Origin of the sequence: Pedobacter suwonensis (assembly GCF_900111825.1) — a bacterium.
Lineage (GTDB): Bacteria > Bacteroidota > Bacteroidia > Sphingobacteriales > Sphingobacteriaceae > Pedobacter > Pedobacter suwonensis.
Genome location: NZ_FOJM01000004.1, coordinates 148,230 through 166,337, shown reverse-complemented (window position 1 = coordinate 166,337; position 18,108 = coordinate 148,230). Strand labels below are relative to the sequence as shown.

Here is an 18,108-nt window from a genome sequence, read left to right as displayed (position 1 = left end):
TGCGTTGCACTTCGCTCGAAATGACGACTCGGGAGAGGGCTGTCAATCACATTGATTTTATACAAAAATTACCTCTCAGGATGACAATTTTACACTTATAAAACAACCTCAAATGATATAAACGATGAAAAGAAAATTTATTGCCGTAGTTACATTATTGCTTGGCTACCAGATTTCCGCACAAGCTCAATCTTTTCAAAAGACCTCTCAAGGTATTCGTACCGTTACCCAGTCGATGAATGTGGAGGTTAGTTTTTACTCACCCAATATTGTTCGTGTTTTTAAAAAGCCTGAAGGGAGCCAGCAAAAAAAAGAAAGCCTCGCTGTTATAAAACGTCCTGAGAAGTTAAAGTTCGATATTAAAAACAATGGGCAAACGGTAACCATCAGCAGTAGCGTAATAGCTGCAACGGTTAACTTAAAAACGGGAAAAGTTTCATTCGATGCTCAAAATGGAAAGAAGTTATTTACAGAAAAAGACAATAGCACCAGATTTACCGCAATAAATGATGCCGGGAACCCAACTTATGCGGTTAAACAAGCCTATTTATTAGACAAGGAAGAAATTATCTATGGCCTTGGCCAGCAACAGAATGGAAAGTTAAACCAAAGGGGACAAAAATTACTCCTTAAACAGGAAAACACAAAAGTTGCCATCCCTTTCTTCCAATCGGTAAAAGGTTATGGTGTTTTTTGGGACAACTATTCACCAACCACCTTTACAGATAATGCTCAGGAAACTTCATTTGATTCGCAGGTTGGCAACTGTGCCGATTATTATTTTATGTTTGGCGGAGGTGCTGACGGTGTGGTTGCTCAAATGCGTACACTTACAGGGCAATCTCCTATGATGCCTTTATGGTCATTTGGTTTCAGCCAATCGCGCGAACGCTACAAAACCCAGTTTGAACTTGTTGATGTAGTTAAAAAGTACAGAGCGTTAAATATCCCACTTGATGGTATTGTACAAGACTGGCAATATTGGGGAAAAGACGACAACTGGAATGCCATGAGTTTCGATCCCACTACTTTCCCAAAACCACAAGCCATGGTAGATAGTGTGCATCAACTCAATGCCCATCTTTTTATCGTTTCATGGCCTGGTTTTGCACCAAAAACCCCACAATATCAAGAGTTTAAATCAAAGAATATGCTCCTAAACTTTGATACATGGCCGCCGGGCGCAAATACAAAACCTTATGATGTTTATAATCCTGCTGCGCGTAATATTTACTGGAATTACCTAAGCAAAGGCATATTCTCTTTAGGTATTGATGCCTGGTGGCTCGATTCTACAGAACCAGACCATATTAATGTGAAGGAACAGGATTTCGATCAGCCTACCTATTTGGGAAGTTACCGGAGTGTAGAGAACGCTTTCCCGCTTCAACACACCGGAGGAGTTTATGACCACCAAAGAGCAGCAAGCAGTAAGAAACGCGTACTGCTGTTAACCCGTTCAGCATTTGCAGGCCAGCAACGATACGCAACCAATACCTGGAGTGGCGATGTTGGTTCTAACTGGCCTACCCTACAAAAACAGATACCCGCGGCATTGAACTTTTCATTAAGCGGCCTGCCTTATTGGAATGGCGATATTGGTGGCTTTTTCGCCGGTGATTTTGTGAAAGGTGGCGGTGCAAAAAATCCCGATTTCCAGGAGTTATATAACCGTTGGATGCAGTTTGCAACCTTTACTCCTTTGATGCGTTCGCATGGTACCGATATACCAAGAGAAATATATCAGTTTGGCAAAAAAGGAGAGCAGGCATTTGATATCCAGGAGAAGTTTATCAACCTCCGCTACCGCTTACTTCCGTATAATTATGCAACGGCCTGGTCGGTAACTCATCATGCCGGATCATTTATGCGTCCATTGTACTCACAGTTTCCCAATGATCCTGCAGGTTTCGAAAATAGCTCCGAATACATGTTCGGAAGGGCTTTTCTCGTAGCTCCGGTTACCGATAAGGGGATGACAAGTAAAGAAATCTATCTTCCATCTGGCAGTAAATGGTTCGATTTCTGGACAGGCGAAGTAGTTAAAGGCGGACAGACGATAAAACGCGAGACGCCTATGGAAATTGTACCGCTTTATGTAAAGGCAGGCTCAATTGTTCCCTGGGGGCCAAAAGTACAATATTCAACAGAAAAAAAATGGGATGATCTGGAAATCCGCATCTATCCTGGTGATAATGGCGATTTTGTTTTATATGAAGATGAAAACGACAGTTATAACTATGAGAAGGGCGCATTTTCAGAAATCCGCTTCAAATGGAACGACGCTACAAAAATACTTACCGTTGAGGATAGAAAAGGAGAGTTTAAAGGCATGCTGGGCCAACGCAAATTCAACATCGTGATGGTAAGTAGGCAAAACGGAACAGGCATTGATAATCAAAAGATTAACAAATCATTTATGTATAGCGGTCGTAAACTTTCCGTTAAACTTTAGCAAAAAGCTCAGCAGGTATATAAAATAATATCAACTACATCACAAATGGGCAAGGGAAAAGAAATATACTTTAAGGCAGCGGCATTGTCGCTGCCATTGGTATTTTTATGCATCATTGAAATCCTGTTACGCTTATTCAATTATGGCTTCGATCCATCTTTGTTTATCAAAGATTCCGACCAGCAGGGCTACATGATGATGAACCCTACCGCCTCTTATAAGTTTTTTTCTACCAGTGCCAATGCAACACTGGGCAACCGCGAACGGTTCAGCATCATAAAATCCAAAAATACCTTTAGGATATTTGTGATAGGCGAATCAACCACTGCCGGCTACCCATACATGCACAATGGATCTTTCCACAGGTGGCTACAATACCGGCTGATGCATGAATATCCCAGCCTGAATTTTGAGGTGATCAACGTTTCGCTTACCGCTGTAAATTCCTATACCGTATTAGATTTTGCCAAACAAATTGTTAACCATGAGCCAGATCTGGTATTGGTATACACCGGGCATAACGAATACTACGGTGCTTTAGGTATTGGCTCTACCAGCCAGATTAAAGGTAACAGGGCCTGGATAAAACTGGTCATTAAACTGCGCGAACTTAAGTTGGTACAGTTGTTAGACCGCATCATTGAAGGCGTATCAAAGCTTTTTGGAAAAGAAATTGATAAACGGGAAAACCTGATGAAACGCATGGTAACCAAGCAGCAAATTGCTTATCAATCGGCCGATTTTAATCGAGGAATAATGCAGTTTAGCAGCAATATGGACGAATTGTGCCGGTTATTATCAAAAAAACACATCCCAACCGTAATCAGTACACTGGTCAGTAATGAAAAAGACCTTAAACCATTTATCAGTACCGGTAAGTTTTCTGCGCGAAGCCATTATGCAATAGGCGAAAAACTGTATGCAAACGGCGATTTTAAAGCGGCAAAAACAAATTTTGTTTTGGCGAAGGAATACGATCAGCTCCGTTTCAGGGCACCTGAAGCTTTCAACCAGATCGTTAGAAAATTGTGCAAGCAATATCCTGGCATTTACCTGGCTGATACCCGTGCCTTATTTGAAAAAAATGAAACAGGCGGAATAATCGGTAAAAAAACCATTTTAGAGCATGTTCACCCAAATTTATCGGGTTACGCCATCATGAGCGAATCCTTTTATCAGCAGATTAACAAGAGGAAGTTAATACCGGCAAAAAAACAAGATGAAATGTCTTTTGCACAATTGCTGAAGAACATGCCTGTTACCAGGGTAGATTCGCTATATGGCGTATATCAGATCATGATGCTCCGCTCGGGCTGGCCTTTTAATGAACCCATCAATTCTACCTATAACCGTGGAAATTCGATTGATGAACAACTTGCAGGTGCATTGGCCGTAGATAGAATTACCTGGAGAACAGCCATGGACGAATTGTATAAAACCGCTATGGCAAATGGCGACAAACAAAAAGCCCTAAAGGTTACCGAAGCGGTACTGCTTGAAAACCCTTACCAAACCAGTTACTATACCTACGCAGGTCGCCTGTGTTTTGAATTGGCAGATCCTCAAACCGCTGAGTTTTACTTTAAAAAGGCTTATGAGCTTATGCCCACCCCTGAGAATGCCAATAATCTTTTCCTCTTTTATTTTAAATCAGATCTTCCGGAGAAAGCACTTCGATATAGTGATGAACTAAAACATTCCGGTCAGCAAACCTATTTGGATACGCAAACTGAAGAAATATTAAAAAACATCATCAAGCTTAAAAAAGAAGCACCATCTGACAACATCAACGAATTGATTTCCAGCTACTATCATCAAATCAAAGCCGATGAGACAGCAACAAAATACAGAAAGACAAATAGCCGGTAACATGAGCAGCAAAAAATTAGAAAACCGAAAGTTTGGTCTTGTTTTAGGCACTACAGTAATTTCACTTTCTATTATTTTTTGGAAAGGAAGCTACTTACAGTACCTGTTGTTGTCACTATCAGTTGGGTTAATCATAACCGCAATCTTCGCTCCCTTTTACCTTGAATCCATAAGAAAAATATGGTTCAAAACTGGTCATTTTCTGGGAATGGTTAATGGTACAATTTTGTTGACCTTCGTGTTTATTTTCATCCTAAGCCCTATCGCCTTTTTTCTGCGCCTGTTTAAAAAGCAGGGTTTAAAAACAAAAAAGAATAAGCAGTTGGCTTCTTATTGGGAAGAGGTATCTGGCCGGTCAACGGGTTCATTTAATCAACAGTTCTAAATTTATACTTACAATGGATACACTGATCGAATTTTTCCATTTCCTAACCCAGCGCAAAAAGTATTGGTTATGGCCCTTATTTATTATCCTGCTTATGCTAGGTTTGGTATTGGTGGCCGCGCATGGTTCTGTCCTCGCCCCATTCATTTATAGTTTATTCTAATCAGGAGCACAGGATGAGCTATATTTTGGGGATTTCTGCTTACTATCATGACAGCGCAGCATGTTTGCTGAAAGATGCCGAAATTATTGCAGCGGCGCAGGAGGAACGTTTCTCCAGGATTAAAAATGATGAGTCGTTCCCTACAGAGGCGATAAAATTCTGCCTTAAATTTGCCAACATTTCCCTGGCAGAGGTAGATCATGTTGTATTTTATGAAAAGCCTTTTCTAAAATTTGAACGTTTGCTCGAAACTTATGTCCATTTTGCTCCAAGGGGATTAAAATCGTTCCTAAAAGCGATGCCGATATGGTTAACAGATAAATTATTCATCAAAAAAAACATTGCCAAAGCGCTTAATACGATAGATCCCACATGGGAAAAATCGCGCCCCATTCTTTTTACCGATCACCACCATGCCCATGCGGCCTCTGCTTTTTACCCCAGTCCATTTGAACAGGCTGTAGTATTAACGGTAGATGGTGTGGGCGAATGGGCCACAACAACAGTTTCAATAGGCAATTCGGCCCAATTGACTTTAAAAAAGGAAATTAATTTCCCAAACTCCATCGGTCTTTTATATTCTGCCTTCACCTACTATTTGGGTTTCAAAGTCAATTCTGATGAATATAAAGTAATGGGTTTAGCTTCATATGGCAAGCCGATATACAAAGCACTCATTTATGATCATTTAATCCATGTTAAAGCAGATGGTTCCTTTCTCCTTAACATGGATTATTTTGATTATTGTACCGGGCTGAGCATGACCAATAAGAAATTCGACAAGCTTTTCGGCCATCCGGCGCGTGCGAAAGACGAAGAACTGTTGGTATTTCATAAAGACCTGGCCAGTTCAATACAAAAAGTAACGGAAGAAATCATGATTAAGCTAACTCAAAGTCTTTACAAAGAATTTGGTATAGAAAATCTTTGCCTGGCAGGGGGAGTTGCGTTAAACTGTATCATTAACTCATCCATCAGGCAGCATTCTGGGTTTAAACGCATTTGGGTGCAACCCGCAGCAGGCGACGCCGGTGGCGCATTGGGTGCCGCTTTCAGTATATATTATGCTCATTTATCGGGTGTTAGAAATATCAATTTACAGGCAGACGGCATGAAACAATCGCTGCTTGGCCCATGCTATAGCCAACACGAGGTAATTAAAACACTTCGTGTTTATGGCCTTAATTACGAAAAGGCTGAGGGTGACCTTTATCATCGTAAAATAGCAGCATACTTAAATGAAGGTAAGGTAATCGCCTATTTCAAAGGCAGAACAGAGTTTGGACCGAGAGCATTAGGCTGCCGAAGTATTCTTGCAGACCCCAGAAAAAGTGAAATGAAAGCCATACTTAATGCCAAAATTAAGTTTAGAGAGTCTTTCCGTCCCTTCGCTCCCGCTATTCTGGAAGAGTTTGCGGATTTATATTTTGGTACGGGTGCAAAAAACCGTTACATGCTGTTTACAGAACGTTATTTAGGTGATCATAATAGACATCAGGCAAACCATGCAGTTCTAATTCCGGGAGCGGTACATGTTGATGGAACGGCCCGGGTTCAAATGGTGAACGAAGCATATCATCCTGATTTTCATCAGTTAATTACAGCATTTTACAAGCTTACGGGATGTCCGGCAGTAATTAACACCTCTTTAAATGTAATGAACGAACCCATGGCCTCTAGTCCGGAAGATGCCATATGTTGCTTTCTCAATACAGAAATAGATATTCTGGCTATTGAAGGTTTACTGATTGATAAAAAAAGGATCGGGCTTTAAGGAGTTGGGCGCACCTGGCTTGATTAAATTTTAGGTTAAAAAAGAAAAGTATCTGAAACTCAAATATGAAAAACAGATACCAACATATAAAATAAGGACATCAGGTTAAAAATGAGTTATTTATAGGTAAAAACCTGTAATGATAGTTTTAGGGTTCTGGTTAATTTGCTGACTACATCAATTAACTCCTAAACCCATGAACCACTTATCAAAATTAATGCTGAACCGGCGAATAGGTGCAGTACTTTCCTTAATCTTATTGTTAAACTTTACCTCGTGTAAAAAAACTAAAGTCGCGCCTGATCCTCCGGCAAATGAAACCAGTACGCAGGCCGCTACCGCCCTGCAGATTTACAAACCAACATCCATGCAGAATATGGATTGGAACGCTACCGAAAGCGAATGGTGTTACGCCCGTTCAAAGCAATCCGATCATTTTATATTGTTCTGGGGAAAAGGATATGGTACTAACAATCCTTCCTCCACAAATGTAGAGTCAAAATACCGTGTGGATATTGATGATTTACTGGCTAAGGCCGAATCTTTTTACAACCTAAATGTAAATACATTAAAATTTGCCACCGTTGGAAACGGAACTTCAAAACTGGACAAATATAAAATGATGATCTTTTTATATTATGAAGATGGTTGGCGTGCAACTGGTTCAGGATATGACGATACAATCGGCGCATTATGGGTAAGTCCACAAACCTGCAAGCCAGTCGGTTCAACAATCGCGCATGAGATTGGCCATAGTTTCCAATACCAGGTATCCTGTGATTTAGGTACCACTCATGGCTTCAGGTGGGGTTTCGGGGGCAATGGTGCAGGTGGAAATGCCTTTTGGGAACAAACGGCACAATGGCAGGCTTTTGTTTCTTACCCAAATGAACTTTTTAGCAGCTGGTTTGATCCTTACCTTGATAATTACCAGAAACACCTCATCCACGAAGATTACCGTTATGCCAATTATATGATCCACCAGTACTGGGCACAAAAAAGAGGCATAGCGGTTATTGGCAAAATATGGCAGGCGTCACAGACTTATGAAGATCCGATTCAGGTTTATCAGCGTTTATACGGACTTTCTGTGAGCCAGCTCAACGATGAATTATATGATGCTGCATCTAAATTTGTAACCTGGGATATTGATAACATCCGTACGCTGGGCGCAAGTAAAATTGGCGCACATCATTATAAAATGAACCTGATGAACGATGGTTCTTTCCAGCCTGACCCAAGCTTTTGCCCGCAAACAACCGGTTATAATGTTATGCCCTTAGAGGTGCCTGCAACGGGTACAATTGTTACCGCGGCATTTCAAGGATTGCCAAACGCTTCGGGATATAATCAGGTAGATGCCAGCATAGCCGGCTGGAGATATGGTTTCGTTGCTTTATCAACAAATGGAACCCGAAGCTATAGCCCCATGTTCACAAGTGCCTCCGGAAATGCAACATTTACTATTCCGGTAAATTGCAGCCGCCTTTGGTTTGTGGTAACCGGGGCGCCAAGCCAATACCATCCGCATGCCTGGGATGAAAACAATACCAATGATGAACAATGGCCCTATAGAGTAAAGTTCCAGAACACCAGTTTACCTGGCTACAATAATCAGGCACCTAAAGATGTGGCCTTTACTTACGACCTCGAAGTGAACCGAAGTACTACTTCTTACGATTATGCCACAGCTCAAATTGATATTGCTAAACTGGCTACTGCTTTTCAATTACCTAAACAAGATATTACCAGTAAAATAGGCACCGACATTAAATTTTATGCACTTGAAGCTAATAATAACTTAAACGCTACCCTAACAGCCAATGGTTTCGGGCAGTGGTTCGATGCCAATGGTTATGTGGTTGGCTACAGTTCGGCTAATTCGCGGGTATTTTGCGAGTTTGATGCGCAAAATTTTAAACTCAACGCTGGTCAGTATCCTAACCGTGTTAATACAGGCGATAAGTATACCATGAAACAGGCTTTGGTCTATACGTTAGCTTCAGGCAATAAAGTGACTGCTACCTTTACTGTTAACCTGACCATAAAATAGGGGTTCCAACTTAACCTGAGTTCGATTATCCATATTGCTACCAGGTAGAAGCAAGCCCCCAAAAAGTTAAACAATATTTTGGGGGCTTTTTGTATCATGTTTTAACATGCTTTGCTATACAATCAAAAGCATCCGTAACGCACGTTAAATAAGATTGGTGAGTCCTGTTATTTTGGAAAGGTGCTGTAGCTCATCATCGGTTGGGTTCTGCCGGGCTGTCCGCTATATCTTTTGCTGACCTTCTACGCCCCCCTGCCTTTACAGCAAAAGTATGCCGCTCCCATCCCGTTTAAATACGAAGGCCTGTGCAGGAAAACTTCATCTCTCTGCAATTTGCGATAAAACGAAAATAGAATCCACTATCCTGGCCACCTAAACCCGACTGGAGCATAAAACCCGGAGCGAGGCACGAGTGAGGACTTGAAGCGAAGGCGGGACTAAAAAGACCAGATGCTTCTGGAACTGCTTTCCAAAAAAGTAAATACCATTAACACGCTTAAATCATTTGAACATCCGTTTGTAGGTGTTACTTAAAGTTATCGTAGCGATTACATTTATTCGAATATAGTTTCAAAAAAGATTCTTTACGCCTTCAGGATTTCGCAAAGCCATGTGGACTCCACTCACCAGCAACACGAAATTGCTATCTCCGTATTTGCTGACTATCTCTTCCCTACACCCTCACTCGTCATGATTACTCTTTTAAGCGTTCCATCTTTGTTGTAAAAAATTTCATCTATACAAACCGATCTGTTATTGCTTCCCCCTCCAGGTTGCATGGCTCCGTTGTGATAAAAGAAATACCATTTGTTTTTAAATTTCACAATAGCCTGGTGGTTGGTATCACTATTCCCGGCTACTTCATTTAAAATACCCTGATATCTCCATGGCCCCTCAAGGGATTTACTCGTCGCATAAGCAATTTTTTCAGGAAAACCGGTAGCATACGAGAGATAATAGATGCCCTTCTCCTCGTGTATCCACGGCGCCTCTGTAAAGTTGAAACCTTCAAAATTGATTCTTTTTACAGCGCCATCAATTTCGATCATATTTTCTTTTAATTTGGCGTAATAACACTCACTGTTTCCCCAGAATATCCACCCCTGCCCTTTTTTATCCACAAAAACAGTTGGATCAATACAGGCCCAATAGTTTTTAGAATCATAACAGTCTTTATTTGTGAGCAGCGGCTTTCCGATTGCATCTTTATACGGTCCTTCAGGTCGATCTGAAACGGCAACACCTATGCCCAACGCATTTGTACTGATATACCAATAATATTTTCCATTGCGCTTAATCACCTGCCCAGCATAAGCATCGCCACCCTTTGCCCATGAAAAATCAGAAAGCTTAAGCGGAACAGGGTATTGCGTCCAGTTTTTCATATCAGTTGTGGAGAAAACCGACCAATCTTCCATTTTAAAAGTTTTTTGCTTCCCGCCTGCATCATGCCCGGTAAACAACCATAGTGTTCCCTGATCCACAATCGCTGCAGGATCTGCAGTGTATTGATGCGTGATAATCGGGTTTCCCTCAGCTACGAATTGAAACCGGTCGCCAAAAAGTTTAGGAATAAGCAACTCACCGGGAACACCTTTCCAAATACTGTTTAGGTAGCGGGCTTCCTGACCGCTTATCCCGATCACACTTCCATGTCTTGGAAAAAAATTCTTGGTGAATGACAATGGCGCATCGCTAAAGTTAAACAGATCGGTACTCTTCTGATATTCATATCTTCCTTTGGTATATAAATCATACATCAATACATAATCCGGAGAATTGTTCAGTTTAAAGATACTTGATCCCTCTACCGGAGTGCCTGTTCCGGCGTAAGCATCAAGGTATTTAAAGTCTTCCACCCATGGTCCCTGCAATGATCGGGATGTGGCCTGCTGAATTCCATTTTTTACTTCCTTTCCATCTACCTTGGTATTTCCTTTATAAAAAAAGTGGTATATCCCATCTTTAAAGATAATATCCCCATCAATACCACCAAATTTCGGGCTAAACATTAAAGTTGGCTCCTTTTCAAAACCGGTAAAGTCCTGGTTGGCGTAGGCGCAATAAAAATCAAGCTTATCATCGTCCTCAAACCTGATGGTAAAATACACGAGATATTTCTTAGCAATCGGATCATAAATCGTTTGTGGAGCCCATACCCACTTCACTTTGGCAAAAGTTGCAGGATACTCCTTTGCAAGATCGACGGCACTATGGCTCCAGTGGCCCAAATCTGAAGATTTTAACATCACAATTCCTGTATTTTTAGCCCAGCCGTTTTTATGGGTGTTCATATCTGTTGCCGTAATATAAAATCCACTTGCATCTTCTTTCCTCAGGATATGCGGATCCCTGATGCCGCCAGAATTGGAAATGGTATCCGATTTGATTACCGGATCATTTTGGTTTAGTGCATACCAGTTTATTCCATCAGAACAGACTGCAAACCGGAGCTGCTCCTGAACATTCCCTGGCCCCGATCCCTCAAAATAAGCAAAAAGATACCCTTCAAATTTATTCGGATACTTTACTTCCTGTGAAAAACATTTAAAAAAAACAATTGCCAATGCGACAATTATCAACATACATTTCGAATAAAACTTCATACGTTCAAATTATTTGGGATGCTAACAGGCATTTAAAAGTTCAGCCTGTGATTAATAGTTTGATTAACCATTATTGGTGAGGACCATTTACAAATATTTAACTATACAACAGACCTTTACCAAAAAAAAAAAATAAACGTGCAAGTAACATTTATTTTCAAATGTAAAAAAACACGATGAAATATTTTATTATCGCCGGTTTTGCCACATCCATTTGTCAGGTAAACACCAATATGAAAATGATTTCAAAGCAAATTAAATTTATGTTTTAATTTATATGCCGGTTAAATCTTGATGTGAATGTAGCCACTTTCTTCAATTGTTCATCAACACCTGTATAAATTGATTGATTTACCCCCCAAAATCGATTGATTTACAACCCCTCTTACAACCGACTGTATATTATATTTGAAACACAGAAGTAATTACTAATACCTACCTGTATTACCTAACCAAATTTTATATGAATCTAAAATGTTTACTATTAACAGCAGTACGACAAAGGAAATCAGCATCATCTGCAAGGGGAATTCCAAATGAAACTTGCTATTTATTAAAGCCAGGCTGAACCTAATCACTTCCTAAAAAATCAGAATTTATTGCTTAAACCCAGAGATTTTCCAAATTCAAAATTTTACGCCTTTGGGAAAAATAAAACTTTGGTTGTCGCGTAAACTACCATATAAAAACCTAAACATGATGATGAAAAACAAAATGCTTTTTTTAAAGTACATGGGTGCGATTTTATTAGCTGCCATTTTTACCTCCAGTTGTAAAAAGGTTGCAGAAGTAAACCCCAACGAGACGGAAACATTTAACTCGGCAATAACCAAAAAGAAAGTCCAGGCTATTCAGGCTATTGAAATTCCACAGGCACTTGCAAACGGAACCTTTTATATCATGAGTAAAACCAGCAGTAAGGTTATCGATGTACCTGGAGGGCAAAATGGAAATAATACCAGTGTATGGCAGTGGGGCGGCACAGGTGGAACTAATCAACAATGGAAACTCACTTCCCTATCTGGTGGATACTACAGTATAATCGGTGTAGAGAGCAACCGGGCCCTAACCGCGGCTGATAATACCAATGGTGGCAATATTCAAATCAACGATTATACAGGCGCCAATAACCAGCAATGGCAGTTCGTATCATTGGGAAGTAACTACTATCGCATTGTAAACAGGGCAAGTGGAAAGGCGCTTGACCTTTGGGGCTCTTCATTGGAAGATGGAGGCGATATCAATCAATATGATTCACATGGTGGCGATAACCAGCAATGGGTTTTGGTGAAAACAAAATATAACGGCCAGGTTGGCTGGGCATGGACCTCAACTAACGGCGTTCCTGCTGATGTGATTACTAGAATCACAAATGCGATGAATGATGCATGTGCACGTTACAATGCCGGTGCCGATTGGGATGCGAGAACCCTCAGTGTTTCCTACAATACAGGTGTGCCAACCGCTGAGGCAAATGTAAATGGCAGCATCAGTTTCGGTGCAAACGCAAGCTATCAGAATGTACGCACGGCTATGCACGAAATGGGACATTGCTATGGTGTAGGACAAACCGGGGGCTGGTATGATCTGACCAATGGAGGAACATACTCTGGTGCGAATGGTATTGCGACCATCAGGGCGCTAGAAACCCCGACCAGTAATATCAGTGCCGGAGGCGGTCACTTTTGGCCTTATGGTTTAAATTATGATTCGGAATGGTCAGAAACAGGGGCGTTCAGACACGTTAAAGTTGTACGTGCCATGGATTTAGATGGCGTTTATTAGTTAGTTAGATAGATGATAGCTTGAAGGGAGCGTTAAATGAATAACTCAGGTTACACATTTATGCTCCCTGGCTATTTTATAAGTAATCCTGCCTTTCCCGAAATCAATAACTTTCGGATGCAAAGGCTTTTTGCGTCACCAGCACTTCCTGATTCTCAGAAAACAATTTCCTGTTAAAAATAACAAGCGGAAGATTGCCTTGCCTAACTGTAGTTATTCCGCCTCAGCAAAGACGATATTAAAATATAGTTGTGGAGAGCCTAACGATGAGCTGCCATAAAATATTCTTATTTTCCTTCGCCTCATGTTTTTAGATATACTGATATCAAATCATCAGTTCGTTTCTCCCTTAAACAAATTTTATCGATATAAACGGTTTTCAATCCCCACAGCTTTTTAAGCTAACCTAAATTCACGCTTCATCATCCTATTTGCTGATTTACCGATTTATAAATTATCTATCAGATGTTTACAAATTATTTTAATAAAAACACCTGCTACGAAATGCCTAAAATCGCTGGATGAAGTAAGCCCAGCACAAACAATTTTCCACTTTCCGTCAACCTGATCTGATATCAATCGGATTTATTTCAGGGTATGCCGGATTAAATTAAGCCGCATAACTCGGCGTTGCCTAGTTCTCCCAACAGAATACATTTTGAATAATTTGAGAGAAAAATAAATTAAACGTTATCATAACATTTAATTTAAAATAACTAACTTAGGTGAAAACAATGTACAGCTTAGGCTAATCATTGTTGCTAACCAAATTTACACGTCTAACCAGGATAGGATTAAAGATTCTACATGATCTTTGAGTTTTATTAACTGCAACTATATTGATATGCATAAAATCTTGATGAATACCAAAAGTCAGATTTTTTTTAAAAAAAACTGACCAATTATGCCAAAATACCTGCCGTTATTATGCTGTTTATTATTCTTCACCGGGCGTATCACAGCCGATCAGAATGACGAGCGCCTGTTTAGCATCAATGAAGGGCTCTCCAATAATTCGGTAAGGTGTATCTTTCAGGACCATTATGGTTATATGTGGTTTGGTACATACGATGGACTGAACCGCTATGACGGGAGCGTTGTTAAGGTGTTTCGTAACCGGCTTAAAGATGATTACTCACTTCCTCATAATTACATTTATTGTATTGCCGAAGATGCAGAAAATAACATATGGGTGGGTACGGGGCAAGGCTTGGCCATATATAATGAGCGAAGCGGGAAATTTGCGCCGGCATATTACTCGCCTAAGCGAGGGGATAAACCTATCAAATCAATGATGGCAGTAAATACCATCGTGCGCGACTCAAAGGGGAATTTATTTATAGGTACAAATGGGGCTGGAATGTATTATAAAGGTAAGCAAGACAAATACCCATATAAAATATTAAATAGCGACAAAAACAGGCCACTTTCCAATGCGAATATAACGGGTATTGTGGAGGGGAGTCAGAACCATATCTGGATTACTGTAAGTGGAGTAGGATTATATCGTTTTGATGTCCGGCAGAAAAAACTGGTTCTGGTTAGTACTGAAATGATGCTCACCAACTGTATACTGGCAAAGGAAAATTATCTATGGATTGGAACCAGGGAGGGCCTGTATCAATTTTCGGTTATGTATGATAATAAAATACCAAAAGTCTCATCCAAAAAGAAACTGTCAAACGGGAACATATTGTCACTCCTGCTAAATCCAGGATATAAGCTCTGGATAGGGACCGAAGGAAGTGGTATGTCCATTTTGGATTTAAAAACATTACAAATTAGCCAGGCTAAACTCACACCACATAAATCTGCTTATACCAGCGGTGAAACCATACCTGCCATGTATAATGATAAAGATAATCGTAAGTGGATTTCCAAGTTAAATGGAGGCGTTGTGATCATTGACAGTACAAAAAAGCATTTTCAAGTATTCTGTAATAATCCACATACCCAAAACAGCCTGGTCCATAATTATGTATCCTGCCTGGCTGAAAAGGTTAATGGCGACATTTGGGTAGGAACTGATGGAGGGGGAATGAGCTTATACTCCCCCAAAGCGAATAGCTTTACCCAGTTCAGGCACGATCCGGCCAAATCAAATTCTTTAAGCAGCAACATCGTGACAAGCATATTAACAGATCGAAAAGGCAGCACGTGGATAAGCACTTTCGGCGGTGGTATTAATAGGTTTAACGAACAGGGGCAATCTTTTAACAGATATCGTTGCGTTAATGATAAGGGTAAGGAGAGCAATTATATCTGGCTTATTTACCAGGATCATCAAGATATGATCTGGGCAACAACAGTTGTTGATGGCGGCATATACAGATTAAACGCTCAAAATGATCAGTTTGAACTGTTTGATTCCAGTCTTTGTGATCTCAACGACTTTAAAGAGGATTCTTTCCACCAGCTCTGGGCCGGTACTTCAAATGATTTGGTAAAGATAGATACCCAGAAAAAACATCATGTCTATTATACAATAGGTAAACCCGTTAGGGAAATATTCGAAGATCGGAACCGTAACTTTTGGCTCGGCACAGAGGGCGGTGGCCTGATTCTGTTCGACAGGATAAAGGGAAAAATAAAGGCCCAGTTTTCTGATGCGGAAGGTCTGTGCAACAATTCGGTGCTTAACATCCTTCAGGATGATCAAGGGTATTTATGGCTTAGTACTTTCAATGGTTTATCCCGGTTCGATCCGGTGCGTAAAACCTTTAACAATTATTATAGTGAAAACGGATTATCAAGCAATCAATTTTCGTACAGTGCGGCTTTACGCCTGAGATCTGGCGAAATGGCCTTTGGCAGCATCAAAGGTTTTACGCTTTTTAATCCGAAAAACTTTCAGTCGAGCCCTGCAAACCTCCCCGCCCCCTATCTATCATCGGTGTATGTGAACAATCGATTTATTAGCGCAACTGATGAATTAGTAAACCAAACTAATCAGGAACGGATTTCCGAATTAACTGTACCGTATAATGAAGCGGTTTTATCACTCAGTTTTTCTGCTATAGATTTTGCAGATAAGGGCAAAATTAAATTTGCGTACCATTTAGAAGGAGGTAATAATGAATGGATTGAAACCACGGCATCAGCTCCTGTTACCTTTCTTCGGTTAACAGATGGCAAGTACATACTGCACGTTAAACGCAATAATTACATTGGCGGATGGGGGCCGGAACACCGCTTGCTGATTATAAACGTGCTCCCACCCTGGTACCGCAGCTGGCTCGCTTACTTTTGCTATGCGCTTATCGGTTCTGCTGTTATATATGCCTATAATGCCTACAGAGTGCGACAGGCAAACTTAAATTACGAAATTAAAACTGCCCAGACAAATGCACAAAAAGAGAAAGAGCTGAGCGAAAAAAAGTTCGCTTTCTTCACCAATGTTTCGCATGAGTTTCGTACACCACTAACGCTGATCATCAATCCGTTAAAAGATTACATACAACATCACCCGGCCTCTGGCAGTAAAGGAGGTCTTGATCTGGTTTACCAAAATGCAAAACGATTGCTGAAACTGGTAGACCAGTTGCTGCTGTTTCGAAAAGTTGGCGGGGAGAGTGAAGATTTAAAGATCTCAAAACTTCCCTTTTCCGAAATCTGCAAAGAAGTCCATATCAGTTTCTCTGGCCAGGCCGCATTGAAAAATTTAAACTACCAGTTTACATGCCCCGATAACCCGATTGAGCTATATGCCGACAGGGAAAAGATCCAGGCAATCCTTTATAACCTGATTTCCAACGCGATCAAATTCACCGAACCTTATGGCGAAATTAACATGCGGCTATGGGAAACAGCAAACACAGTAGAATTGAGTATAAAAGATAATGGGATCGGTATTGATAGCCATGTTAAAGAAAAGTTGTTCGATCGGTTTTATCAGGTCAGGGAAAATAGTTCTGCATCGGGCTTCGGTATCGGTCTATATCTGGTAAAGCAATTTATGGATCAGCATGGTGCACAGATTTATTATGAAAGCGGCATTGGATGTGGAACCACCTTCTTCCTCTCGTTCAAAAAAGGTAAATGCCATTTTGGCGATCTGACCATATATGAAGATATTACAACAGAAACTTTCCAGGCTGAAGATCAGGCCAAGCCAACTCCACCCACATTAAAAACAGATCCAAATCTGCTGCTAAGCACACAAGACCTTATCCTGATCGTAGAAGATAATGAAAGTATCCGCGAATACATTCAGGGCATATTCAAGAATGACCACCTGGTTATTACCGCCTCCAGTGGAAAAGAGGGACTTGAACAGGCCATTCAACATTTGCCCGACGTCATTATTAGTGATATCCTGATGGAAGATGGTACCGGATTAGAGTTATGTAGCGCCATTAAGAGCAACCCTACACTTGGGCACATACCGGTAATTTTATTAACGGCACTATCTGATGCCGAAAACCGGCTTAAAGGTACTCAATGTGGCGCGGACGATTATATTACCAAACCTTTCGAAAAAGAATTGTTAAAGGCAAGGGTTAAAGCTTTGCTTGAAAACCGGACTAAACTACAGCAATATTTTTATAACGAGATTACGCTCAAAAAGCAGAATTTCAAGATCTCACCAGAGTACCGCGAGTTTTTATCAACCTGCATCAATATTATTGAGCGTAACATTGCTGATGAAACTTTTAATATCAAAAAGTTTTCACAAGAAATTGGCATGAGCCATTCCGGCCTGTATCGGAAGGTCAAATCTGTTTCCGGCCAATCAATAGCCGGTTTTATTCGATTCATCCGCCTTCGGAAAGCTGCTGAACTCATGGTGGAATCCAATTATACCATTAAAGAAATCGCCTGGGAAGTGGGGATTAACGACATCAAATATTTCCGTAAACAATTTAGTGCCTTATTCGGGATGAATCCATCCGACTATATAAAAACCTATCGGAATACACCTCACAAATAAATTATTTTAAGCTTTTAGGGAAAACAATCTCCAAACGTTCGCTACAGCTCACGTTTGGAGATTGCTATGTTCCTCGTGATCTTGATTT

9 protein-coding genes are annotated in these 18,108 nt (G+C 40.6%); 8 read left to right on the top strand and 1 reads right to left on the bottom strand.

Features of this window, described 5'->3' with window-relative positions:
- Positions 1 to 124: 124 nt before the first annotated feature.
- The 6 genes from BM107_RS06985 (at position 125) to BM107_RS06960 (ending at position 8,699) form a co-directional block, all read left to right on the top strand.
- Positions 125 to 2,455, top strand: a complete 2,331-nt coding sequence (locus BM107_RS06985) for a glycoside hydrolase family 31 protein (RefSeq protein WP_090981660.1) — start codon at positions 125 to 127, stop codon at positions 2,453 to 2,455.
- 45 nt (positions 2,456 to 2,500) lie between these two features.
- The gene (locus tag BM107_RS06980) at positions 2,501 to 4,324 is read left to right on the top strand and encodes an SGNH/GDSL hydrolase family protein (RefSeq protein ID WP_090981658.1); all 1,824 of its coding nucleotides are present in this window, start codon (positions 2,501 to 2,503) and stop codon (positions 4,322 to 4,324) included.
- Positions 4,284 to 4,709, top strand: a complete 426-nt coding sequence (locus tag BM107_RS06975) for an SxtJ family membrane protein (protein ID WP_090981657.1) — start codon at positions 4,284 to 4,286, stop codon at positions 4,707 to 4,709. The genes BM107_RS06980 and BM107_RS06975 overlap by 41 nt, the downstream gene beginning before the upstream one ends.
- A 13-nt stretch (positions 4,710 to 4,722) precedes the next feature.
- On the top strand, positions 4,723 to 4,872 hold the full coding sequence (locus tag BM107_RS25055) for a DUF5989 family protein (protein WP_090981655.1): 150 nt from the start codon (positions 4,723 to 4,725) through the stop codon (positions 4,870 to 4,872).
- 13 nt (positions 4,873 to 4,885) lie between these two features.
- Positions 4,886 to 6,646 (top strand): carbamoyltransferase family protein, encoded by a 1,761-nt coding sequence (locus BM107_RS06965; RefSeq protein WP_090981653.1) that lies wholly within the window; start codon positions 4,886 to 4,888, stop codon positions 6,644 to 6,646.
- A gap of 196 nt (positions 6,647 to 6,842) precedes the next feature.
- Positions 6,843 to 8,699 (top strand): DUF4859 domain-containing protein, encoded by a 1,857-nt coding sequence (locus BM107_RS06960; protein WP_244278751.1) that lies wholly within the window; start codon positions 6,843 to 6,845, stop codon positions 8,697 to 8,699.
- A gap of 662 nt (positions 8,700 to 9,361) precedes the next feature.
- Here BM107_RS06960 and BM107_RS06955 read toward each other — a convergent pair.
- Positions 9,362 to 11,284: a family 43 glycosylhydrolase gene (locus tag BM107_RS06955; protein WP_090981651.1), complete on the bottom strand. Its 1,923-nt coding sequence runs from the start codon at positions 11,282 to 11,284 to the stop codon at positions 9,362 to 9,364.
- 717 nt (positions 11,285 to 12,001) lie between these two features.
- Here BM107_RS06955 and BM107_RS06950 point away from each other — a divergent pair.
- Positions 12,002 to 13,090 carry an RICIN domain-containing protein gene (locus tag BM107_RS06950; protein ID WP_090981649.1) on the top strand — a complete coding sequence of 363 codons (1,089 nt, stop codon included), beginning with the start codon at positions 12,002 to 12,004 and terminating at the stop codon, positions 13,088 to 13,090.
- Positions 13,091 to 13,994: 904 nt separating this feature from the next.
- A complete protein-coding gene (locus BM107_RS06945; protein ID WP_090981646.1) occupies positions 13,995 to 18,020 on the top strand; it encodes a hybrid sensor histidine kinase/response regulator transcription factor in 4,026 nt (1,341 codons plus the stop codon).
- The last annotated feature ends 88 nt before the right edge of the window (positions 18,021 to 18,108 follow it).